The organism is Desulfofundulus salinus (assembly GCF_003627965.1).
Classification (GTDB): Bacteria; Bacillota; Desulfotomaculia; order Desulfotomaculales; family Desulfovirgulaceae; genus Desulfofundulus; species Desulfofundulus salinus.
Genome location: NZ_RBWE01000001.1, coordinates 1,478,640 through 1,499,090, shown reverse-complemented (window position 1 = coordinate 1,499,090; position 20,451 = coordinate 1,478,640). Strand labels below are relative to the sequence as shown.

Below are 20,451 nucleotides of genomic sequence, written 5' to 3'. Positions count from 1 at the left end.
CGTACCTTACCACGGAGAACATGTTTTGTCAAGGGGTCAATTTCCCCGAGTTCCGCCCTGAAACGGGATATTTTGATCCTTTCTAGATACTGTCACATAACCACTTGGGCGGCGGTCGTCCCCCGTCGCTCCGTGCTACGGGCCGGACGAAACATCGGCTTGCTTCGGAGCGAACCTGGCAGCGCTACATATGCGCATGGAAGTTTGCCATTTGATTGGAACACTTTCTTATTGGGTACAAACATTTATTGCGAGACTGTTACCAGCGCGATTCGCGCTGCCGGTTCGCTAACCTCAGCTGCGCCGTGTTTCGTATCCGGCCCTCCGCAAGTCGCTCCTTAGCGACGACCGCCGCCCATGCCCCTTTTAGTTTTGCGACGCTTCTATTCCTTACGGTACCCTTACTGGGGAAGTAAATCAGTGCGCAGTTGCGCAGCTTCCCGCAAATAAACATGCTTGATTTCCCGCTGGGAGCGGGTTGTGTTCACGTGAACCAGTACCCGTATGCACCGGGGCAGGCGCCCCGGCACATCAATTTCCCGGGCACATAAAAGGGGCACATATTTCCACCCCAGCAGTTCCCGGGCTGCCGTAGCCGGAAATTCAGCATTAAGATCGGCAGTAACGGTAAAAAAGGCACTGGCAATGTCCTCGGGGTCAAGATCGTTTTCCGCCATAATAGCCTGCAACAGTTCTCCCGTGGCCTGAATGATATCCTCAGCCGTATTCCGTTCTACCGTTATGGCTCCCCGGATACCCCGCAAATAGGTTTTTGCCATCCTACCGTCCCCCTGGTAATAATAAATATAAAAATACAAGCACTTACAACAAGCAATTACATGACACCTTAAATGTTGTTTACGAAGAAACCGCCCTGTGTCCCAGTCCTACAGCCACATCATCCAGGTGTAAAAGTCCCACCCCAAAGAAAACGGCAACACTGATATGATCCTCGTGCCGGGCAATACCTATTTTGCCTCCTACGTTTAAACCGATGGCCTTGGGCATGATCTGGGAGAGGGCCTCCCGGGTTGCTCCGGCCACTGCTCCTTCCTCGGCGTGGACTTCCCTGATCACGCCTTCCCGCTTGGCGGCTACCACCGCCCGCTCGGTAATTTTATTTACCGAAGAGATAAAATCACCACCGTAATCCACTGCAGCTGTTTTAAAACCCTCCCGGGCAAAACGGGACTTTAACTCCCGCTCCTGTTCCCTGTCCTCGCTCAAAGCCATGGTCAGGGCTACCCGGGCTACCTGCCTGCTTCCCTGCGAGACCATCCCGCCCACCTCCATTCGGGCCATGAAACCGGGATCGCTGGTACAAACATTATAGGACAACCAGGGCAAAAAAACAACGGGGCGCAAACCTGAGTTATCCCCACTTTCCAACTACCCTGTTTTGGCTCCCGCTCGCTCCGGTGAGCCTCGCGGGCCAAACTATTGCTCGGCTCAAGTCGCTCGCTAACGAGCCAAAACAGGGGCTTTAAAAAACAGGGGATACTTCAGGGCGCAAACCTGTAGCATCTCCACTTTCAGTTGACGCCGGGTTCCGGCTTGCTCCCCTCCCCCGCACCGGGCGGGGCTCCCCCCGGCTTCTCCCGTGGCCCGGTGGCCTTTTGCCTTAAATTGGAGATCTCAAACCTTAAAGCGGTTTTCGTGTTTTCCGGAAAGAATCACTTCACGTTGTACTTGCGCTCTAAATGCTGGCGGTAGTTTGTAAACTCTTCATAAATGCGAAACATCAGCCTTTCTACCTCATGCTTGTTTAATGATAAGGCACCAGGGGCAATAATTTCGATTTTGCGAAATTCATCCCGGGCGACAAAACGAACCAGATCTTCAAGGGTATCGGCGGTTAACTGTAAAATCACCGGGGCATAGGCAACCTCCTGGTTGTTTACGTCGTCGTAGACGGTATAAACATCCAAACTTAAATCCACATCCTCAATATGTATGCCCTGTATGGGTACGTTGCGCAGTAAGGCCAGCTGCTGCTCCCGGGCTTCTTCAGCAGCTTTATCGGTTGATTTACCGCCAAAAAAAAGACGGCCGGGTCGCCCTACTCCTTTAAAATCCAACCTCACTTTAGCTTTGATCCCGGTGGTGAGGTCTTCCAAAACTTCACCCCCCAGCAAAAAAATACGCATTTCTTGTTATTTCGCTGGGGACCGGGAAATTCCTGCCGGATGGTAAAAGCAGCAAGAAATACTGTCGTTTGAGCTGCTTTAAGAAAAATGGGGAGCGCGGGGCGCCGGCCGGTCCTGATGCTGGTATAATGGCCATTGACAAACTATTGCCAGAGTCTGGAAGGATGCGATATAATTTAATCATAAACGCTTTATTCGGCGCGATGCAGGAGGTATGAAGCAGGTCTTATGGGAGGGAAAAAGCTTTATATCAACCATGACTTAATCAGGGAAAAGATCACCGACATTGAAAAAGCCCTTGCCCTGCTGGATCAAATTGCCCTGACACCGGAACAGGATTTCCTGGAAGATCAGATACTGATTTCGGGGGCGAAATATCAACTCGTTCTGTCTATCGAAGCAGCCCAGAATATCTGCAACCACCTGGCTGCCCGGGTGGCCAGGGAGACTCCTGACAGCTATGCAGACTGCTTTCGCATTTTAGGGAAAAGCCGGATTATCTCCCAGGAGTTAGCGCAAAAGATGGTCTCCATGGCTAAATTCAGGAACCTCCTGGTGCACCAATACGGGAAGGTGGATGATTCAATTGTATATCGTATAATGAAAAATGACACCGGGGATCTGATCAGATATATTGATGAAATCAAGTTATTCCTGAGAACTGTTTGGGAAAAGGAACGGAAAGATGGAAAGGGAAAAACGATTGATGACAGCCGCAGAGAAAAAGAAGGTTGAAAAAATCCTGAAGCGGGAATTGTCCCGTCGTAAGGAAATTATTTTTGCCTATATACACGGCTCTTTTCTTTTGCCGGTGCCTTGTGGAGATATAGACATTGCAATTTATCTGGAAGACAGCGCACTGTCGCAGAAACACTGGGAATATGAGGCAAAGCTGGCCATGTCCCTGGATCACCTGGTGGGCATGCCGGTGGATGTATTAACGCTCAACTATGCCCCTGTAGCCCTGCGCTATCATGCAACTCGCGGGAAAGTGCTTTTCAGCAGAAACGAGCCAATCCGGTTCACCTTTCTGGAAGATACGTGGCGTGAATACTTTGACTGCCTGCCTATGTTCCGGGCTTATATGAACGACCTGTAGGATTATGGAATGGCGTACATTATGTCCCGAGTCCTGCCGCCTGCCGTAACTGCCGGATCTCCTCCCGGGTTAAAAAGCGGTACCGGCCGGGGTTGAGTCCCTTCATGGTGAGGGGACCGATACGAATTCTTTTTAATCGAAGCACGGGATGACCGATATGGGCACACATCCTTCGCACCAGGCGCTTGCGGCCTTCGTGGATGGTGATTTCCAGAAGGGCATTGCCGTTTTTCTTCCCTACCAGGCGTACTTTAGCCGGCGCTGTAGGGCCGTCCTCCAGTACAAGGCCGCCGGCCATGCGGGCAAGTTTATCATTGTCGGGGAGGCCCTTTACCAGCACCAGATAGGTCTTGGGTACCTGGTGCCGGGGATGGGTAAGGGCAAAGGCCAGTTCCCCGTCATTGGTCAGCAAAAGCAACCCCTCACTATCATAATCAAGCCGTCCTACAGGATATACCCGTAACTTTATCCCCCGCAGCAGGTCCATTACCTTGGGCCTGCCCTGGGGGTCCTTAACCGTGGTCACATAGCCCCGGGGTTTGTGCAGTAAAATGTACACTTTCTCTTGCGGTTGACGGGGCAAAACACGGCCGGCCACTTCGATGGTGTCCCTTTCGGGATCCACCCGGGTTCCCAGCCGGGTCACCACCTGCCCGTTTACTTTAACCATGCCGGCAGCAATCAGTTCCTCGCAATGCCTTCGCGAGGCCACCCCGGCCCGGGCCATCACTTTCTGCAGGCGCTCCATGGGCATCACCCCAGGAGCATTTTACCACAAAACAGGGCGAAAGATTCAGGGAGTTTTGCCTCACCTGAACAACTGGTTGACAATAAACACCGAAGCCACCAGGCTGGTGAGATCCGCGGCCAGACCGGAGATAATGGCGTAGCGGTAGCGGGTTATCCCCACGGAGCCGAAATACAGGGTCAGGACATAAAAGGTGGTGTCGGTGCTTCCCTGCATGGTGGAAACCAGGCGGCCGATAAAACTGTCCGGCCCGTGGGTGGCAATGAGATCCGTGGCGATCCCCAGGGCGGCGCCGCCGGACAGCGGGCGCATCACTGCGTGGGGCAGCACCTCGGGGGGAAAACCCAGGGGGTCAAGGATGGGGGAAAGGACGTGCACCAGGACTTCCATGGCCCCGGAAGCCCTGAAAATACTGATGGCCACCAGCATGGCTACGAGATAGGGGATGGTTTTGACGGCTGTGGTAAAGCCTTCCGCCGCCCCTTCCACAAAGGTTTCAAAAACGGAAACACCCCTTAACATGGCAATCAGGGGTACCAGGAGCAGGGTAAGGGGAATGGCCCAGCGGGAAATTTCGTTAATCAGCTCATACACGGCGGTTCACTCCTGGCGACCGTAGAAAACGCGCAGCATCCGGTCCACAATTACGGCCACGGTCATCCCGCAGGCCGTGGCAAAGATGGTTGTCCCCACAATAGCCGTGGGATCGGTAGAGCCGTACATCACCCGGATACCGATGATGGTGGTGGGAATGAGGGTAATGCAAGAAGTATTGAGGGCCAGAAAGGTACACATGGCGCCGGTGGCCGTTCTGGGATCGCCCCGGTTTAATTTTTGCAACTCCTGCATGGCAATCAGACCCATGGGGGTGGCGGCGTTCCCAAGTCCCAGAATGTTCGCGCTCAGGTTCATGATGATGGCACCCATGGCCGGATGGTTGGCCGGAACATCGGGGAAAAGAAACCGGGTTACGGGCCTGACCAGGCGGGCCAGGGCGCGCACCAACCCGGCGGCTTCGGCCAGTTTCATGATGCCCAGCCAGAAGGAGATTATGGCAATAAGATTTAAAGAGGTTTTGACCGCTTTATCCGCTCCTTCCAGGGCCGCCCTGGTCACCACCTCTACCTGTCCGTTGGCCCCGGCCACCAGAATGCCAAAGACAATCATACCCAGCCAGATATAGTTGACCATTTCTGCCACCCCCGAAAAAAACCACTGCTCTTTATATTTTCAGTTTTATGAGGGGAAGCAGAGGAATAGAACCGGCCAGGTTAATGTTTCCTTTAGTGGAAATATATCTACCGCAAGAGCTTTTCCCTGTAAACATCAAGCAAACCCAGCCGGGCCACCCGCTCCCGGATGGCCTGGACGTCAGTGGTGTATGCCCCCCGCTCCTGCATGCGCTGGAAGTAGACCGAACCGGAAAAGGTATATTTTTTCTTCAGCCCCTCGGATGTTTTCATTTCCCGGTGCATAAAAGCAATGATATCTCCGGTAGCCAGGTCATCGGGCAGGACAAGGGGTTTTTTGCCGGCGAGATAGCGGACCGCATTGTGTCCAGCCAAAAAACCGGTGGCAATGGCTTCGGTATGGCCTACCAGTAGACCGGTCTTTTCGCCCGCACAGAAGAGATTCTCCACGCCTTCCACCTGCAGGGCATCATTACAGGGGGCAATGGCCATAAAACGGATGGAGTTCCCCTTGCTGCCGGAATAGGGATCGGCATAACGGGCCTGCTGGAAACCCTCCAGGTTCCGCAATACTTCCAGGGGGAAATAGGGTGTCATCAGCTTGGCGTGACCTGTGTCCAGCAAAACAAGGTTGCGGGCGAATTCTTCCAGGTTATACTGCTGGCAGGCCTTTTTGGCCAGCAATTCGTGCTTCTGGAGGTGTTCGGGCAGGGGGAGCACCACCTTGCCTTCTCTTTCCAGCTTTTCCACCAGCCAGGGAGCCAGGGATTTTTTGTCCAGTTTACAGGAGCCGCTCATGGCCTCAAAATGGGGGAAGCCGTCGCCGGCCTTGATTTCTTCAATGCCCGCTTTTGCCGTCAGGCTTACCCGGGGCCCGAAGGCGGGGCAGCGTAATATGCACATGGCACACCCGGAGCCGTACCGGGAGCAATTCTTGATTGGACCGGCAGTGCCGGTGGTATCAATGAACACATCCCCGCGGAAGTTGTTACCCTGGGCTGTGTAAACCTCTGTAATAATGCGGCCCCTTTTAAAGACCCCTATCACCCTTTTCTGTAACTGTACGTCAACGCCCATATCCAAAAGAGCCCGGCGTATTACCGGTTCGATTCTGGTTACATCGTAAAGGGTTGCGTGGCGGTGGCCGGGAAAATCCAGCCAGCGGTGCCTGGCCACGCCCTCGATATGCCGCAGGAAGTCGCCGGCCCCCATGGCCCATACTTCTTCCAGGGCCGTAAAACGTCCGTTGTTACGCATTATTCCACCTACCAGGCCGGTGCCCAGGAGCATATCGGTCTTTTCCAGTAGAGTGACCCGCGCGCCGGCCTGGGCAGCGGCAAAGGCCGCCGCACATCCCGCCCAACCGCCGCCGACGACGATAACCATTTCCCGCACTTCCTCCTTCTTTCTGTTCATTTTTGCCAGTATATTCCGAAGGCAAGCAAAAGGTCATTGATCAGGGGCAAACGGTTGAGGACACAAAAAAAGCCCGCCTCTCCCAGGCGGACTTCTACGTTTTGACGCCCCAATGGTTGCGTCACATCGGCGGAATAGTTGCTCCGGGGGGCGGCGGTGGAGGAGACATGGCCACCTGGTTGCGGTTGTGTTCCCGTTTAAACATGGATTGTATCTGGGAAACCAGCTGGGGGGCCAAGTCGATAAGGCGGTCAATTACGGCATTGCCATCCACGGGCAAAAGGCGGACCTGACCCTGTCCCACCACCAAAAATCCCACCGGCTGGACCGATACCCCTGCCCCGCTGCCTCCACCGAAAAACGGGAGCTGCTCCCCGTCCTGGGCCTGCCGGCCCTGGGCTTCCAGTTCACCGCCGCCGGCACCAAAGCCACAGGCCACCCGGGAGATGGGTATGATTACTGTTCCATCGGCTGTTTCCACGGGGTCGCCCACCACCACGTTCACATTCACCATTTCCTTGATGCTTTCCATGGCCGTTTTCATTAAACCTTCAATTGGATGTTCCGGCACCTGTATATCACCCCTTGAGGAGTCTCTTAAAAGGCAAGGACTTTCTTAAACCATCGCGGATGAACACGAAAGCCAGCTTTACTGCTGTAACCATAATATGGCCCAACCGGATGGTAAATATGCAGTGAATCAAAAGCCCGAAGGATGAGCCGGTGAAGTGAGGCACCACGGCTACTTCGGGCAGGACGGATTTTTTGCTGACCAGCCGGTAAAGGGCAGTCAAAACCACTCCTTTAATGGACCACAGCCCTCCCACGGCCATGCCGGTATGGGCGGCATCGGGCAGGCCGACGAGGGTTCGCCATTCAAACCGGCGGAGTTCGGTGCGGTGCAGGAGAAACTTCAGGGCAGGCCATACCCTTTGTCCTAACTGGACATAGCTGATCAGGCGGCGGAATAACTCTAAAGGTCCGCCAGGAGACTTCCCTTTCTCTTTTTCCGGCAAAACACCCTGTAGTTCCTTCATTTCCGCCTTTGACCCGGGGGCCGGTTTTGGCGGGCGCTCCCGCGGTATAAGCTGGTATTTAATATTGAACCAGGTGCTGACTACCAGGGACAGGCAATGGTCCTGTCCCCGGCGGCGGTAATATAACTCCAGGTTCAGGGGTACCACAACGAGAACGCAGAACAGGAAAAAGAGGATTAAAATCAACCACCACAACCACACACCAAACACCACCGCTCATATTTTCCCGCCGGCCTTTAAATGTATGTAAATGTATGCAAAAGAAAATGGCCGGGAAGTTAAACATGCACTTTCCGGCCATTGACGGACTTCTACTCCAGGATGGTTATTTAAGGGTTACCGGTACCCGGGCCAGGCTTTGCTCCTTGCCCCGGGCAGGAGCTACTATTTCCACAAATCCCCTCTTTGGGGAAGCAGGAGGCCCATAGCTAAGGGAAGTTTCGAAATCGGTGAAACTCTCCCGTCCAACAGCAATGGTTTTTTCCGATAGGACCATGCCCCCCTCATCAACCAGACGAACCCGCACCTCCCCGGCAGAGTGTCTGGCCCGGCCCACTACCTTTACCGGGCTGGTGGTTTCCTGGCCCGGGGCGGGTTCATCTATGCTTGCTTCCCCCTCTACCCGGAGGGTCGTTTCCGGGGATCCCGCCGGAGCAGGTTTTACAGCGGGCTGCGGCCCGGCAGCCGGCATTGGGGCAGGTCCGGGACCCTTCTCCCGGTTAAATTGAAAAGCCACGCCACTTACCGGCCGGTCCAACCGTCCCACCCGTACCACAGTAAAAACGGGAGCGTTGGGGGGCGCCTGCCCGGTGTCCTGCCTGGTATATCTGACCTGCACATCCAGCCAGCTGAAGTCCGCCCTGGGATTGCGCTGGCGGATTTCGGTGACTTCCGCCCTGTACTCCCTGTTACGGGGACTCATGCTGAACAGCAGGTAGAGGTCATTTCCCGCCCGTACCCAGGTGCTGGCATCGGTGTTTTCCAGGGCTTTGGCCACATCCTTGACTGCGTCCGGTGCCTTGGCCAGGTCCGTCTGCTCAAAGGAAACCCGGGTAGTTTCGGGAATGACCACAGTCCGGGGTTGTTCCGGCGGGGCCGGTTTTCTGGCTACGGCGCAACCGGCCATGCCCCAAACCAAAAGCAGAGAGACAATAAGCAAAAGTGAACTGCGCAAATTAAATTCCCCCTTTCGACAACATTGTTTACCGGAAAGGGGGAAATCATGCATCTAGATTTGCATGGCCTCCCGCACCATGGCCATGGTTTTCGCCGCTTCTGCCCGGGCCCGGCGGGCGCCTTCGGCGAGCACCTCTTCGACATAGCCGGGACGGCTGGTTATCTGGCGTCGCCGCTCCCGCAAAGGAGCCAGCACGGCCTCCAGGGATTCAGCCAGCAACTTTTTACAGGCCACACAGCCCACCCGGCCCGCCCTGCAGTCCTCCTCGATTTCGGCCAGCCGGTGGCCGGTATAAATGCCGTGGTACTTGTGCACCACGCACACCTCCGGGTGGCCGGGATCGGTTTTGCGAATGCGGGCCGGGTCGGTAATCATGGCGTTTACCCGCCCCCTGATTTCATCCAGCTCAGCCATTAAAGCAATATCATTGGCGTAGCTTTTGCTCATTTTGCGGCCGTCCACGCCGGGAAGAACGGAAACACGGGACAGTTTGGCCTGCGGTTCCGGGAAAATGGGTCGGTAAAGGTGGTTAAACCGCCGGGCCAGTTCCCGGCACAGTTCCAGGTGGGGAAGCTGATCCTCGCCCACGGGCACGGCATCGGCCCGGTAAAGCAAAATATCCGCAGCCTGCAAAACAGGGTAACCCAGGAAACCGTAGGTCATAATATCCCTACCCTGTTGTTTGAACTGCTGCACCTGATCCTTGTATGTGGGCACCCTTTCCAGCCAGCCCAGAGGAATAATCATGGAAAAGAGCAGGTGTAACTCTGCCGTTTCGGGAACATCCGACTGGACGAAGATCACGCTCTTCTCCGGGTCCAGACCCACGGCCAGCCAGTCAGCGACCATTTCCCGGACATTGTCTTTGATTCCGGCGGTATGTTCAAAAGCCGTAGTCAGGGCGTGCCAGTCGGCGGCAAAAAAGAAGCACTGGTTGTCCTTTTGCAGTTCAATCCAGTTCTCCAGCACGCTCAGGTGGCCGATGTGCAACCGGCCGGTGGGACGCATGCCGCTTAGAATTCTTTGTGCAGGCATTGGTGTGGTATCTCCTTTCCCATCTTGCTTTGCATTAAGAAACCAGGAAAGCAACCGCTTTCGCCAGATCAATGAGGGCATGGTACAGGGGAACAATAATCCACCTGAGCACCTTCCCGATAATACCGGTAAACAACAAAAGCAAAAGTATAATTGTACCGTAATTTTCCAACGCATAAAGCCACTGCTGCCGGCCAGGCAAGAGCCCGGCCAGTATTTTCGAACCGTCCAGCGGAGGGATCGGTAGAAGGTTAAAAACCGCCAGAATGACATTGATGTATATAATTTTTAAAACAATATCCTGGCCATAGGGCAGCTTCCACGCCCCCAGGCCCAGGGCCACCGTCCCCGCTATTGCCAGCAACATATTGGCAGCCGGCCCGGCCAGGGAGACCAGCATTATGCCCTGCCGCATATCGCCGCGGAAATTATAGGGGTTGACGGGTACCGGCTTCGCCCAGCCAAAACCAACGGCAAAGAGCATGATCAAACCGATAACATCCACGTGGGCCAGGGGGTTTAATGTCAGCCGGCCCTGATAGCGGGCCGTGGCATCCCCCAGGCGATCGGCCACCCAGCCGTGGGCCAGTTCGTGGAAAGTAAGCCCCAATACAATGGCCGGCAACATGATGCCCATTTCGTATAAACTGGGCAGGTTAAACATGTGAATCCTCTCCCTGGTGACGGCGCAGAAATTCCTGCACAAACGCCTTTTCCTCGTCGCTGTTTTTCACCAGGCCGTCCAGCCGGGCCTGCCAGACCGCATCCAGGGCCCTGCGGAAAATGGGCCCGGGCCGGTAGCCCAGACTCTTAATGTATGTACCGTCCACGGTTGGCTTGCTCTCCCGCAGGAGTACGAGCAACTGCCGGAAACGTTCCTTCAACCATTCCTCATCCATAAGGGTAAGAATGAGGGGGTGGGCCTCCGGGGGCAAAAGGAGAAGGGTCCGGACCAGCTCACTGGTGCGCGCCCCATCACGCAGGCACAGCCGGGACAAAACAAGACGCCAGTTGGCCAGGGTGGCCAGAACCTTTCCGGTCTGGCGCTTGTTCAGATGGTAGCGCTCACACAAGCTCCGAACGGTTTCCGGATCGGTCCAGTGCAAAGCGGCAATAAAATAACAAAGCCATGGTTCATTCCCCGGGGGAAAGCCCCATTCTTCCAGCAGTTGCATGGATTCACCTAAATCATGCAGCACCGGCTGTACTTCCCAGTAAGTTACCCCGGGGAAAGCAAAGGGCCACATGCCCAGTTGGTGCAGGCGCTCCAGCATTCTCCCGGCTTTTTCTTCCATCAGGATGTGCTTTAACTCTTCCCACAAGCGTTCGGGAGAAACGCGGGCGAGAACTTCCCGGCGCACGGCCTCCTGCGCCAGCTTTAAAGTCTGAGGCTCGATCTTGAACCCGTAGCGCTGCTCAAAGCGCACAGCCCGCAACAGCCGGATGGGGTCCTCGATAAAACTCAAGTTATATAATACCCGGATCAGCCCCTGCTGTAAATCCTGACGCCCACCAAAAAAGTCTATTAAATCACCGAAATGTTCCCCGTTTAAGTCAACGGCCATGGCGTTGATGGTAAAGTCCCGCCGGTAAAGGTCATGGCGCACGCAGGAACTTTCCACCCGGGGCAGAGCTGCCGGGTACTCGTAAAATTCCACCCGTGCCGTGGCCACATCGACCTTGAAGCCATCGGGGAACAGCACTTCCGCAGTGCCAAATTTGTGGTGGGCGCGTACCTGGGCACCGTAGGCCCCGGCCAGAGCTTCAGCCAGGGCTATGCCATCCCCTTCCACCACCAGATCTATGTCGAGATTGCCCGCTTTAAGCAATATATCCCGTACCACCCCGCCGGCAGCAAAAACCCGGTAGCCAAGACGGGCGGCAATTTCCCTGGCCCGGCACATAATCTCCCATTCCCTGGGATTCAGCACCTGGTGCATGAGGTCGGATATATTTGCCCCGGCGGCAGGTAAGTGGCCGGAGTAAATGGCCCGGTAACGGGAGGGAAAATCGCCGTGCATGGTACGCAGGACATCGGTCCGGGAAACAATACCCACCAGGCGCCCTTCCGACACCACGGGCACGCGCCCGATATCGTGTTCAATCATCAGTTGTTGCACTTCGGCCACGGGAACGTCGGGAGTCACCCAGACCACATTCTGGCTCATAAAACCCTTTACCGGAGCATGTCCCAAACCATGGAGGTTGGCCTTTTCCACGTCCCGCCGGGATATTACACCTACCAGCCGGTCCTTTTGTACTACGGGCAGGCCGGTATGGCCGTAGCGCATCATGATGCGACCGGCTTCCTTAATGGTAGTTTCGGGAGTGACGGTTTTAACCGGGCTGGACATGATCCCCGCTGCCGTCAGGGGAGGACGCACCTTTTGCTGGATGATTTTCATGAGTGTCTCTGCCACCTGGTTTAGAGGTGCCCCTTTAATGGTGGCCGAGGCTGCCGCCGGGTGGCCGCCCCCTCCAAAGGGGCCCAGAATTTCGGCAACATCCACCTGGGCCACGTTACTGCGGCCCACTATGTATACACGGTCCTCCATTTCCACCACAGTAAATACCGCATCCAGCCTTTCGATTTCCGAGATGGTGTGGGTGAGCAGGGCCAGGCCAACCACAAATTCTTCCACCGATGCCGTGGCCAGGAGGATCTTGACCCCGTTGACCTGGTGGCGGCGGGCAGATAGCAGTAAAGATTTGAGCAGGGACTTTTGTTCTTCGGTCATGGGCCGGCCGAGAAATTCGGCCACCACTCCCAGGTTGGCCCCCTTTTCCAAAAGATAGGCCACCGCCGCCACGTCCCGGGGAGTGGTACTGGTAAACACTAAAGAACCGGTATCCCCGTAAATACCCAGGGCCAGAATTGTGGCTTCCAGGGGGTTCAAGGGTACGTTTTGCTCCCGTATTTTTTCCACCAGCAGGGTGGCGGTGGCCCCCACCGTCTCCACCACTTCCACCGTGCCCCGCACATCCCCTTCGGCCCAGGGATGGTGATCGTAAATATGTACTTCCACCCCGCGACGGTTGAACACTTCCGCCAGTTTGCCCAGCCGTCTGGGGTTTTTCGTGTCCACCAGCACCACCCGCCGCACCTTTTCCAGCTGGATATCCCGCAGGCTGGACACGGCCAGGGCGTCCTTGTGCAAAGCCATAAATTCCTCTACGTTCCTGGAAAGCTTACCCGGGAAGACCATCACGGCTTCGGGATAGAGTTTCTGGGCTCCCACCATGGCAGCCAGGGCGTCCAGATCCGTATTGGTGTGGGTGGTAATAATATCCATGGGCGGCTCCTCTCTCCTAGACCTCGTGGTACACTATTTTTTGATTATATCATACTCTTCTTTCTTCATAACCAAAAATACTCCTTCGCAGCCCCCCTGTAAATGTTCAGCGAACCAGGTTGGATGCGGCGCTGTCCTCGTCATTACGGTTTTGCTGAACATTCACCCCCCGCTTTTACCAGCTTTGGACCTTTCGCTCCGCCTTGTCGCTTTGCGCCGTAAAAAAAGCACCCCTTTTTTAGGGGTGCTGACGGGCGGAAGGTTTAGCGTGCCGAAGCCACATTTAGCCGCCGGCTCTTGCGCAACCTTTCCGGGATCACGTCATTACGCAGAAGATCGGCGTAGGTCTCCCGCTCTACAATGATATCGGCACGGCCGTCCTTAACCAGCACCATGGCCGGCCGGGGCAGGCGGTTGTAATTCATGGACATGGAGTAGTTGTAGGCACCGGTACAGCTGACCGCCAGGATATCCCCGGGTTGGACCCCGGGCAGGGCGATATCCCAGATGAGCATGTCCCCGGATTCACAGCACTTGCCGGCGATGGAGACCACTTCTTCCGCCGGTGCGGCGGCCTTGTTGGCCACGCAGGCCTCGTAACGGGACTGGTAAAGGGCCGGGCGGGGGTTATCACCCATACCGCCGTCCACGGCCACGTACTTGCGCACCCCGGGAATGTCCTTTACCGCCCCGACGGTGTAAAGGGTAGTACCCGCCGGACCACTGATGGAACGCCCGGGTTCCACAATAACCCTGGGTACGGGCAGGCCGTGCGCCATGGCCTTTTCCCGGACGGACCGCATAACTACATCGGCATACTCGGCCACCGGGCGGGGTTGATCCCCTTCGGCGTAGTAGATGCCCAGCCCGCCTCCCAGATCAAGTTCGGACGGAGCCCAGCCGGTCTCCCTGGCCACCAGGGCGGCAAAATCCATCATTACTCCGGCCGCGTGGGCGTAAGAATCCAGCTCGAAAATCTGCGAACCAATATGACAATGCAAACCGTGAAGGACAATATGATCCATCTCCAGGGCCCGTTTTACCCCGGCCAGAGCCTGGCCGTTTTCAATAACCAGGCCGAATTTGCTGTCAATCTGACCGGTTTTAATGTACTCATGGGTATGGGCCTCAATGCCGGGGGTTAAGCGCAGGATAACGTCTGCCCTGGTGTGCATCTCACCGGCCAGCTGGTTGAGCATTTCCAGCTCGTAAAGATTATCCACCATGAACCGCCCCACCCGGGCTTCCAGGGCCAGGCGCAGTTCTTCCCTGGACTTGTTGTTCCCGTGGAAATAAACCCGGGACATGGGGAATTTGGCCTGCAGGGCAGTATATAGTTCGCCGCCGGAAACCACATCCATGCCCAGCCCTTCTTCCTCCACCAGGCGGCAGATGGCCAGGTTGAGCAATGTCTTGGCCGCATAGATGACCTCGGCACCGTGTTTTTCGGTGAAGGCCCGGTAGTACTCCCGGCAATTTTGCCGGAAAAGCTCTTCATCCACAACATAAAGGGGGGTGCCAAAGGTAGAAGCAAGCTCTACGGTATCGCAGCCACCAATTTCCAGGTGGCCCCGGCTGTTAATGGTCATGGTGCCGTGTAGCTTCATTTCAAAACCTCCCACGGATATAATACGCCCGGAAAAAGGTCATTGGTGTCGGCAACATAAAATGAGACGGCTTCCCGGGTGAGGGGCCGTCTTATGCACAATGGAAAAACACCCTCCCCTCCCCTGGTGAGATAGCGCTCCACCCGGCAGCAGGGCAGCCACCGGGTGACAGTCCGGCACCTGTTCGATGACGGCCCAGCCCAGCCGTTCCGGGCAACGGCTGAACTTCGGCGGGCAACCCTTTCCCCCGGCTTCTGCGGAACCCGGTTCCTCCACCGGGGTACTCTTGTTGTCCGCAACCTCTACCTCACCTCCAAAGGGAGATGAGGCATAATGTATACAATTTTGTCCCATTGTAACATGGGTGCTGGGTGCTGTCAACAGCTTTCTAACTCTTCTATGGTTGTAAGTGAGATTTTGGTTTCGCTCATCTCTTCTATGCTTCTTCTATAAAAAATACCTTATAGTGCGCCGTAAGCGCACCTCTTTTAATTTCGCCGGCGTTTGGGCAATTCCTCCTGGATGATGCAAATTAACGTTAAGTGTCATTTTCCATGGCAGGAAGAAATGTCCGTGTATACCTTATGAGCTACGGGAGAATCTAAAAATTGAAATGCAAAACAAAGCAGGAGGTGCTTTATTTTGATTCAGGGTTGGTCTGATACTCCGAAAGGCGTAGAGGTGAGGCCGGCTGGCTTTAATGAAGTGAACATTATTTACAACGGACTTCTGGCCAAAAGTGGTGCCGACCAGGTTTACTTACACTGCGGGTTTGGTGACCCGAAAAACTGGCAAAATGTTAACACCATTAAAATGGAACGCACCCAGCGGGGCTGGGAAAGTACCCTGCGCATGCAAAACGGCATGATGTCTTTCTGTTTCAAGGATTCGGCCAACAACTGGGATAACAACAACGGTTACAACTGGACAGTGCGGGCTTAACGGAAAAGGGACGGGTTATTAAACCGTCCCTTGTTGATATAACTACCTGGGCGTCGGTTGTCCCCTGGAGTGAGCGGGGACAGCCCTGCCTATTAAACGGCGTTCTCTTGATACCCCAGGGAGCCGGACCATCGGCCGCAACGATCCCCCCAGCGGGCAATAACTTCGCCTTCACGGGTGATTTCCACCACTTCGCACAGGTTCGGGCAATTTTCACATTCAAAGCCCCCGGCTTTAAAGCGGGTTTTAGCCACCCCGAATCCCCGAAACCGGCTGGTTCCTCCGCCGGCCATTTTCTCCCGGGCTAAAAGGGCCGCCCCCACCGCCCCCATCACGTTATAATGGGGGGGTACATGTACTTCCAGGCCCAGGGCCTGTTCGAAGGCCCGCCGCATACCGGCGTTGGCCGCTACTCCGCCCTGAAAGACAACCGGGGGGAGAATCTCTTTACCCTTGCCGACGTTGTTCAGGTAATTGCGGACCAGGGCCTCACACAAACCGGCCAGGATATCGGGCAGGCTGTAACCCATCTGCTGTTTATGGATCATGTCCGACTCGGCAAAAACGGCACAACGACCGGCTATACGTACTGGAACGGTGGATTTCAGGGCCAGTTCACCGAAATCTTCGATGGGAATATTCAACCGGGCCGCCTGCTGGTCCAGGAAAGAGCCGGTGCCTGCGGCACAAACAGTGTTCATGGCAAAGTCGGTCACCACGCCATTGCGCAGGATAATGATTTTGGAGTCCTGGCCCCCAATCTCCAGGATGGTCTGCACTCCCGGTACCAGGGTGGAGGCAGCCACGGCGTGGCTGGTAATTTCATTTTTTACCACATCGGCCCCGGCAATTATCCCGGCCAAAAAACGGCCGCTGCCGGTGGTGCCTACCCCCCGGACAATAGTATTTGCGGGCAGGCGTTCGGCCAGCTGCCGCAATCCCTCCTGCAAAGCAAAAATGGGCTGCCCCCGGGTGCGCAGGTAAATGGCTTCCCTGATTTTACCGTTTTCATCCATAAAGACCAGGTTGGTGCTTACGGAACCAACATCGATGCCCAGGTATCCTTTCATTATACCACCCCTTTTTTTCTGGCCAGCAAATCTATAAAAGCCTCCAGGCGGGTCACCAGCCCCGCTTCCCCGGACTGCTCATCTACGGTGATGGTTAACGTGGGAATGCCCAGCTCGGTGCTCAACCTGGGCAGCACGCTGTGGGCCACAATTTCGGGCATGCAGGTAAAGGGCAGGAGCTGGATTACGCCGTCATAGCCCTGCTTAGCGTACATGACCGTGCTACCGACGGTTTCCTGTCCGTGGCCTCCTACAAAATGGTTCAAGTAAGGAGGCGCCGCCTGGCAGGCCTCCTTGCGGCTGCGCAGCCCTCTGACCAGGCCCAGGAAAAGGTGATCGTTGATCCACTCGCTCAAATAAATGGACCGGTCGGTCTCCACACCCAGGTAGCCCAGCCTCCTTTCCAGATCGTAATTGGCAAAGGGCTCCAAAAGGGTGAAGATTTCACCGACGATACCCACGCGCAGAACCGGCCGGGGCTTTATAACCACCTGGGCCATGATCTTGCGCACCCGTTCCCCGGCTTGAGGCAAATCCCGCGGGTGTTTGGCGGCGATGATTTCCTGCAGGGCCCGTTTGAACGCTTTATCGGTGCTGCCCCGGTGGATCTCCCGGGGACGCAGGTAATTGGCCTGTCTTTCAAGCTCGTCCACCATGCGGGCCTTCTGGTACCCGAAGCGAATACCCCGTACCACTTCCCACCAGGAACTGTGGCCGGTGATATATTTGATCTTAGAAAGCAGCTCCCCCACATGTTTTTGGGGAGGTTCCATCACCACCAGGCGGTATTTGTAACCCAGGTCTTCCAGGATGGCGTGCTCCACCTGGGCATAGTAGCCAAAGCGGCAGGGCCCGCACCCACCGGCCATGAGAATGGTGTCCGCCCCCAGTTCACTGGCCTCCATGAAATTGCCCAGGTTTAATTTAAGGGGTAAACAGGCAAATTCGGGGGCATGCCTGGCTCCCAGGGTCAGGGTGCGTTTGCTGGAAGGCGGCGGTACCACCACCTCCACCCCCAGGTATTCCAGCATGGCCGAAAGACAGATCCACATATGTCCCATGTGAGGAAAGGTAACCTTCATTATACACTCTCCCTTACTGGAAGAAACTGCCGGCGTTCCATCATGTCCAAAAAGGCTTCCAGGCGGGTCACCACCCCGGCTTCTGCCGAATGTTCGTCCAGGGTCAGGTTGAGGAAGGGCTTACCCCGGCGCCTTACCTCCCGGGAGATCAGTTCCCCGGTGAGGGAATCGGGGCCACAGGCAAAGGAAGCCACGTGGATGATGCCGTCCACATCCGGGCTCTGCAGGTAGTGCCAGGCAGCACCGATCATGCGCTGTCCCAGGCTCCAGAAAAGATGCTTGGGCAGCCTGGCGGCCTGTTCCCGGATGAGGGTTTCCGGGAGGTTATCGGCGCTACAAACCCGTACCCCGCTCCTTGCAAGACGGCTCAAAAGGTTCATGCTGATATAGGGGTCGTAAATATTGTACGGATGGCCGATTACAGCCACCGTCGGGCCACCGCCACCCGATTCCTGCCCTTCCGCAACTCCCTGGTACAGTAGCGCCAGGGCCTGTTCCGGGAAAAGCCCTCTTTCCAACAGCTGCACATAGCGGACCTGGGCGTGCATGGCCCGGCGGTAGGCAAGGTAAATGGCGAGCCGGTTACTGGTAAAGTTGCGGCCCAGGGCAACAAAGAAAGGATAGGGGCTATCCTTGCGGTAAAGGTTGAGGTTTGGATCTATGAGGGGCGGCAGCCCTGAAATCCCGTGCCGGACCATATCGGGAAAGCCCAGGAACTTGGGACATATATATTCCCGCCGGGCTATACTTACCAGCCGGGGCAAAAAAAGTACGTCTACCCGGTCTTTTAAATCAAGCACGTGACCAAAGGCTAACCGTACCGGCAGGCATACGTCATCCCCAGAGTTCTGTAAACCGGCATCTAAAATAGTTTTAGTGGTTGGCCTTGAGATAACCACTTCCAACCCCAGAGCTTCAAAAAAGGTACGCCACAAAGGTAAGTAGTAGTAATAGAGCAAGGCCCTGGGTATACCTACCTTAAGGGTCATGGGTTCACTCCTTTCCGGTGTAACAATACTCTTATTATGGCCCAACGGAAAAAAAATAAAACAGCCCCCGGCCGGGGGCTTACCGTTTCCGGGCCGGTTCGGGTATGGCCTGCCGGTATTTATCCCGGGGTTTTAAGATGCTGGGGCGGATGTTGTCTATCGGCACAGGGGAACGCACCAGCACTTTCTTCATGGCCGTCCAGTTAAAGGGGATCAGGGGCCACATGTAAGGGATGCCAAAGGACCTGGTAGCCACCAGAAAGGCAAAGGTTACCAGCATGGCGATGATAAAGCCGGGCAGGCCGGCCACAGCCACTGCCGCCAGCAAGAACAGGCGCACCAGGCGGTTGGCCAGGGAGAGTTCGTAACTGGGGGTAAGAAAGATTCCGGTTGCGGCTACCGCCGTATACAAAATCACCTCGGGGGCAAATAAACCCACGGAAACGGCAATATCGCCTATAAGCAGGGCGGCAATCAAGCTGATGGACACCGACAGGCCCGTGGGGGTGTGGATGGTGGCCAGCCGTACCATATCAACGGCAAACTCGGCAATAATAAACTGTATTATCAAGGGAATGGCTCCAATTTTTTTGGGGCCGATGAACTTCAAAGCCGGTGGTAACAGTTCAGGATGCAGGGCGGCTAAAAACCAAAGGGGTAACAGGAAGATGGACACGGCCACCCCCACAAAGCGTACCGCCCGCAACCATACCCCAACTGCCGGGCTCTGGCGGTATTCCTCGGCATGTTGCAGGTGATGAAAGTAGGTAGCGGGGACAATGGCCACACTGGGAGAGGTGTCCACCAGCACCAGGACGTGTCCTTCCAGCAGGTGGATGGCGGCCACGTCGGGCCGCTCGGTGTAGCGCACCCTGGGGAAGGGATTCCAGTAGCTGCCGGGAGTAATTAATTCCTCCACCGCTTTTTCCGCCATGGGCAGCCCATCAATGTCGATGTTTTTAATCTTTTCCTTGATGCTGTCCACCAGATCCGGATTGGCCACATCCTGCAAAAAGCAAATAACTATATCGGTTTTGGACCGTTTGCCCGCCTGGAGGATTTCCATGCGCAGCCTGGGGTCCCTGAGACGGCGACGAATGAGGGCGGTGTTGTAAACCAGCGTTTCGGTAAAACCATCCCGGGAACCCCGTACCACCCTTTCCAGATCCGGCTCTTCGGGCTGGCGCACGGGATAAGTTCGGACGTCAATGATAATGGCCTTCTCTTCCCCGTCAATAAGCAGTGCCTGGGGGCCGGAAAGCACCTTTTCCACCACGTCCTCCAGGTGTTCCACCTGGCTGACTTCGGTGAAGGGAATGTGGCGGTAAAAAAGCTTGCGGAAGGTATTGATGGTCATCCCTTCCCGTTCCAGTTCCGCCAGGTGCTCCAAAATAAGGGTAAAAATCTGATCGTTGGTCAGCCCGTCCACAAAAATAAGGGCTGCCTTGACCCCGCCAATGTTTAATTCCCGCAGGATAACATCGTAGCTTTCCCCTATTCCCAGAGCCTTTTTCAGGAATTCCGTATTCTCTTCCAGCCGTTTTTTCACCGGCGTTTTATTGCTGGCATCTGCTGCCTGTTGGCTCACGTCTGCCGTCTGCTGGCTCATGAAATTCACT

The 20,451-nt window shown here is 55.7% G+C and carries 21 protein-coding genes and 1 riboswitch; of the genes, 3 read left to right on the top strand and 18 right to left on the bottom strand.

Annotated elements, in window-relative coordinates:
• Positions 1 to 401: 401 nt before the first annotated feature.
• The 3 genes from aroH to D7024_RS07680 form a co-directional block, all read right to left on the bottom strand.
• Positions 402 to 779, bottom strand: a complete 378-nt coding sequence (gene aroH / locus D7024_RS07690) for a chorismate mutase (RefSeq protein ID WP_121451258.1) — start codon at positions 777 to 779, stop codon at positions 402 to 404.
• Positions 780 to 858: 79 nt separating this feature from the next.
• Positions 859 to 1,278: a HutP family protein gene (locus tag D7024_RS07685; RefSeq protein WP_121452511.1), complete on the bottom strand. Its 420-nt coding sequence runs from the start codon at positions 1,276 to 1,278 to the stop codon at positions 859 to 861.
• Between the two features lie 395 nt (positions 1,279 to 1,673).
• On the bottom strand, positions 1,674 to 2,117 hold the full coding sequence (locus D7024_RS07680) for a hypothetical protein (RefSeq protein WP_243113730.1): 444 nt from the start codon (positions 2,115 to 2,117) through the stop codon (positions 1,674 to 1,676).
• Positions 2,118 to 2,375: 258 nt separating this feature from the next.
• Here D7024_RS07680 and hepT point away from each other — a divergent pair, with 258 nt between their 5' ends.
• Positions 2,376 to 2,882, top strand: coding sequence for a type VII toxin-antitoxin system HepT family RNase toxin (hepT, locus tag D7024_RS07675; RefSeq protein WP_121451256.1), 507 nt, complete (start codon positions 2,376 to 2,378; stop codon positions 2,880 to 2,882).
• Positions 2,854 to 3,246 (top strand): nucleotidyltransferase domain-containing protein, encoded by a 393-nt coding sequence (locus D7024_RS07670; protein ID WP_243113840.1) that lies wholly within the window; start codon positions 2,854 to 2,856, stop codon positions 3,244 to 3,246. Before hepT ends, D7024_RS07670 begins: the two co-directional genes overlap by 29 nt.
• 19 nt (positions 3,247 to 3,265) lie before the next feature.
• Here the strand turns inward: D7024_RS07670 and D7024_RS07665 are convergent, their stop codons facing one another.
• From D7024_RS07665 to lysA, 11 genes are all read right to left on the bottom strand, one after another.
• Positions 3,266 to 4,000: a pseudouridine synthase gene (locus D7024_RS07665; protein WP_121451254.1), complete on the bottom strand. Its 735-nt coding sequence runs from the start codon at positions 3,998 to 4,000 to the stop codon at positions 3,266 to 3,268.
• Positions 4,001 to 4,054: 54 nt separating this feature from the next.
• Positions 4,055 to 4,588: a spore maturation protein gene (locus tag D7024_RS07660; protein ID WP_121451253.1), complete on the bottom strand. Its 534-nt coding sequence runs from the start codon at positions 4,586 to 4,588 to the stop codon at positions 4,055 to 4,057.
• 6 nt (positions 4,589 to 4,594) lie between these two features.
• Positions 4,595 to 5,185 carry a nucleoside recognition domain-containing protein gene (locus tag D7024_RS07655; RefSeq protein ID WP_121451252.1) on the bottom strand — a complete coding sequence of 197 codons (591 nt, stop codon included), beginning with the start codon at positions 5,183 to 5,185 and terminating at the stop codon, positions 4,595 to 4,597.
• A 107-nt stretch (positions 5,186 to 5,292) separates the two neighbouring features.
• Positions 5,293 to 6,600: an FAD-dependent oxidoreductase gene (locus tag D7024_RS07650; protein ID WP_243113729.1), complete on the bottom strand. Its 1,308-nt coding sequence runs from the start codon at positions 6,598 to 6,600 to the stop codon at positions 5,293 to 5,295.
• A 121-nt stretch (positions 6,601 to 6,721) separates the two neighbouring features.
• On the bottom strand, positions 6,722 to 7,171 hold the full coding sequence (gene ytfJ / locus D7024_RS07645) for a GerW family sporulation protein (protein ID WP_121451250.1): 450 nt from the start codon (positions 7,169 to 7,171) through the stop codon (positions 6,722 to 6,724).
• A 7-nt stretch (positions 7,172 to 7,178) separates the two neighbouring features.
• Positions 7,179 to 7,838, bottom strand: coding sequence for a DUF2953 domain-containing protein (locus D7024_RS07640; RefSeq protein ID WP_125185633.1), 660 nt, complete (start codon positions 7,836 to 7,838; stop codon positions 7,179 to 7,181).
• A 124-nt stretch (positions 7,839 to 7,962) separates the two neighbouring features.
• Entirely contained in the window at positions 7,963 to 8,811 is an 849-nt protein-coding gene (locus tag D7024_RS07635) for a Gmad2 immunoglobulin-like domain-containing protein (RefSeq protein ID WP_165859309.1), read from the bottom strand.
• A gap of 54 nt (positions 8,812 to 8,865) precedes the next feature.
• Positions 8,866 to 9,849, bottom strand: coding sequence for a tryptophan--tRNA ligase (gene trpS / locus D7024_RS07630; protein WP_121451247.1), 984 nt, complete (start codon positions 9,847 to 9,849; stop codon positions 8,866 to 8,868).
• Between the two features lie 34 nt (positions 9,850 to 9,883).
• Positions 9,884 to 10,513: a site-2 protease family protein gene (locus D7024_RS07625; RefSeq protein ID WP_121451246.1), complete on the bottom strand. Its 630-nt coding sequence runs from the start codon at positions 10,511 to 10,513 to the stop codon at positions 9,884 to 9,886.
• Positions 10,506 to 13,142 carry a CBS domain-containing protein gene (locus D7024_RS07620; protein ID WP_121451245.1) on the bottom strand — a complete coding sequence of 879 codons (2,637 nt, stop codon included), beginning with the start codon at positions 13,140 to 13,142 and terminating at the stop codon, positions 10,506 to 10,508. Before D7024_RS07620 ends, D7024_RS07625 begins: the two co-directional genes overlap by 8 nt.
• A gap of 263 nt (positions 13,143 to 13,405) precedes the next feature.
• On the bottom strand, positions 13,406 to 14,749 hold the full coding sequence (lysA, locus tag D7024_RS07615) for a diaminopimelate decarboxylase (RefSeq protein WP_121451244.1): 1,344 nt from the start codon (positions 14,747 to 14,749) through the stop codon (positions 13,406 to 13,408).
• A 124-nt stretch (positions 14,750 to 14,873) separates the two neighbouring features.
• Positions 14,874 to 15,062, bottom strand: a riboswitch (Lysine riboswitch).
• 329 nt (positions 15,063 to 15,391) lie between these two features.
• On the opposite strand from lysA, the gene D7024_RS07610 reads away from it, so the two are divergent.
• On the top strand, positions 15,392 to 15,691 hold the full coding sequence (locus D7024_RS07610; RefSeq protein ID WP_121451243.1) for a carbohydrate-binding protein: 300 nt from the start codon (positions 15,392 to 15,394) through the stop codon (positions 15,689 to 15,691).
• A 92-nt stretch (positions 15,692 to 15,783) separates the two neighbouring features.
• Here the strand turns inward: D7024_RS07610 and D7024_RS07605 are convergent, their stop codons facing one another.
• The 4 genes from D7024_RS07605 to D7024_RS07590 form a co-directional block, all read right to left on the bottom strand.
• Positions 15,784 to 16,761 carry an acyl-CoA dehydratase activase gene (locus D7024_RS07605; protein WP_121451242.1) on the bottom strand — a complete coding sequence of 326 codons (978 nt, stop codon included), beginning with the start codon at positions 16,759 to 16,761 and terminating at the stop codon, positions 15,784 to 15,786.
• Positions 16,761 to 17,843 (bottom strand): CoA protein activase, encoded by a 1,083-nt coding sequence (locus D7024_RS07600; protein ID WP_121451241.1) that lies wholly within the window; start codon positions 17,841 to 17,843, stop codon positions 16,761 to 16,763. Before D7024_RS07600 ends, D7024_RS07605 begins: the two co-directional genes overlap by 1 nt.
• A complete protein-coding gene (locus tag D7024_RS07595) occupies positions 17,843 to 18,832 on the bottom strand; it encodes an acyl-CoA dehydratase activase-related protein (protein ID WP_121451240.1) in 990 nt (329 codons plus the stop codon). Before D7024_RS07595 ends, D7024_RS07600 begins: the two co-directional genes overlap by 1 nt.
• 79 nt (positions 18,833 to 18,911) lie before the next feature.
• A complete protein-coding gene (locus D7024_RS07590) occupies positions 18,912 to 20,441 on the bottom strand; it encodes a spore germination protein (RefSeq protein WP_243113728.1) in 1,530 nt (509 codons plus the stop codon).
• Positions 20,442 to 20,451 lie beyond the last annotated feature (10 nt).

Excerpts from the sequence above, each read along its gene's own strand:
- aroH (WP_121451258.1), bottom strand. The coding sequence starts at position 779 with ATGGCAAAAACCTATTTGCGGGGTATCCGGGGAGCCATAACGGTAGAA.
- D7024_RS07685 (WP_121452511.1), bottom strand. The coding sequence starts at position 1,278 with ATGGTCTCGCAGGGAAGCAGGCAGGTAGCCCGGGTAGCCCTGACCATG.
- hepT (WP_121451256.1), top strand. The coding sequence starts at position 2,376 with ATGGGAGGGAAAAAGCTTTATATCAACCATGACTTAATCAGGGAAAAG.
- D7024_RS07670 (WP_243113840.1), top strand. The coding sequence starts at position 2,854 with ATGACAGCCGCAGAGAAAAAGAAGGTTGAAAAAATCCTGAAGCGGGAA.
- D7024_RS07665 (WP_121451254.1), bottom strand. The coding sequence starts at position 4,000 with ATGCCCATGGAGCGCCTGCAGAAAGTGATGGCCCGGGCCGGGGTGGCC.
- D7024_RS07655 (WP_121451252.1), bottom strand. The coding sequence starts at position 5,185 with ATGGTCAACTATATCTGGCTGGGTATGATTGTCTTTGGCATTCTGGTG.
- D7024_RS07650 (WP_243113729.1), bottom strand. The coding sequence starts at position 6,600 with ATGAACAGAAAGAAGGAGGAAGTGCGGGAAATGGTTATCGTCGTCGGC.
- trpS (WP_121451247.1), bottom strand. The coding sequence starts at position 9,849 with ATGCCTGCACAAAGAATTCTAAGCGGCATGCGTCCCACCGGCCGGTTG.
- D7024_RS07625 (WP_121451246.1), bottom strand. The coding sequence starts at position 10,513 with ATGTTTAACCTGCCCAGTTTATACGAAATGGGCATCATGTTGCCGGCC.
- D7024_RS07620 (WP_121451245.1), bottom strand. The coding sequence starts at position 13,142 with ATGGATATTATTACCACCCACACCAATACGGATCTGGACGCCCTGGCT.
- lysA (WP_121451244.1), bottom strand. The coding sequence starts at position 14,749 with ATGAAGCTACACGGCACCATGACCATTAACAGCCGGGGCCACCTGGAA.
- D7024_RS07605 (WP_121451242.1), bottom strand. The coding sequence starts at position 16,761 with ATGAAAGGATACCTGGGCATCGATGTTGGTTCCGTAAGCACCAACCTG.
- D7024_RS07600 (WP_121451241.1), bottom strand. The coding sequence starts at position 17,843 with ATGAAGGTTACCTTTCCTCACATGGGACATATGTGGATCTGTCTTTCG.
- D7024_RS07595 (WP_121451240.1), bottom strand. The coding sequence starts at position 18,832 with ATGACCCTTAAGGTAGGTATACCCAGGGCCTTGCTCTATTACTACTAC.
- D7024_RS07590 (WP_243113728.1), bottom strand. The coding sequence starts at position 20,441 with ATGAGCCAGCAGACGGCAGACGTGAGCCAACAGGCAGCAGATGCCAGC.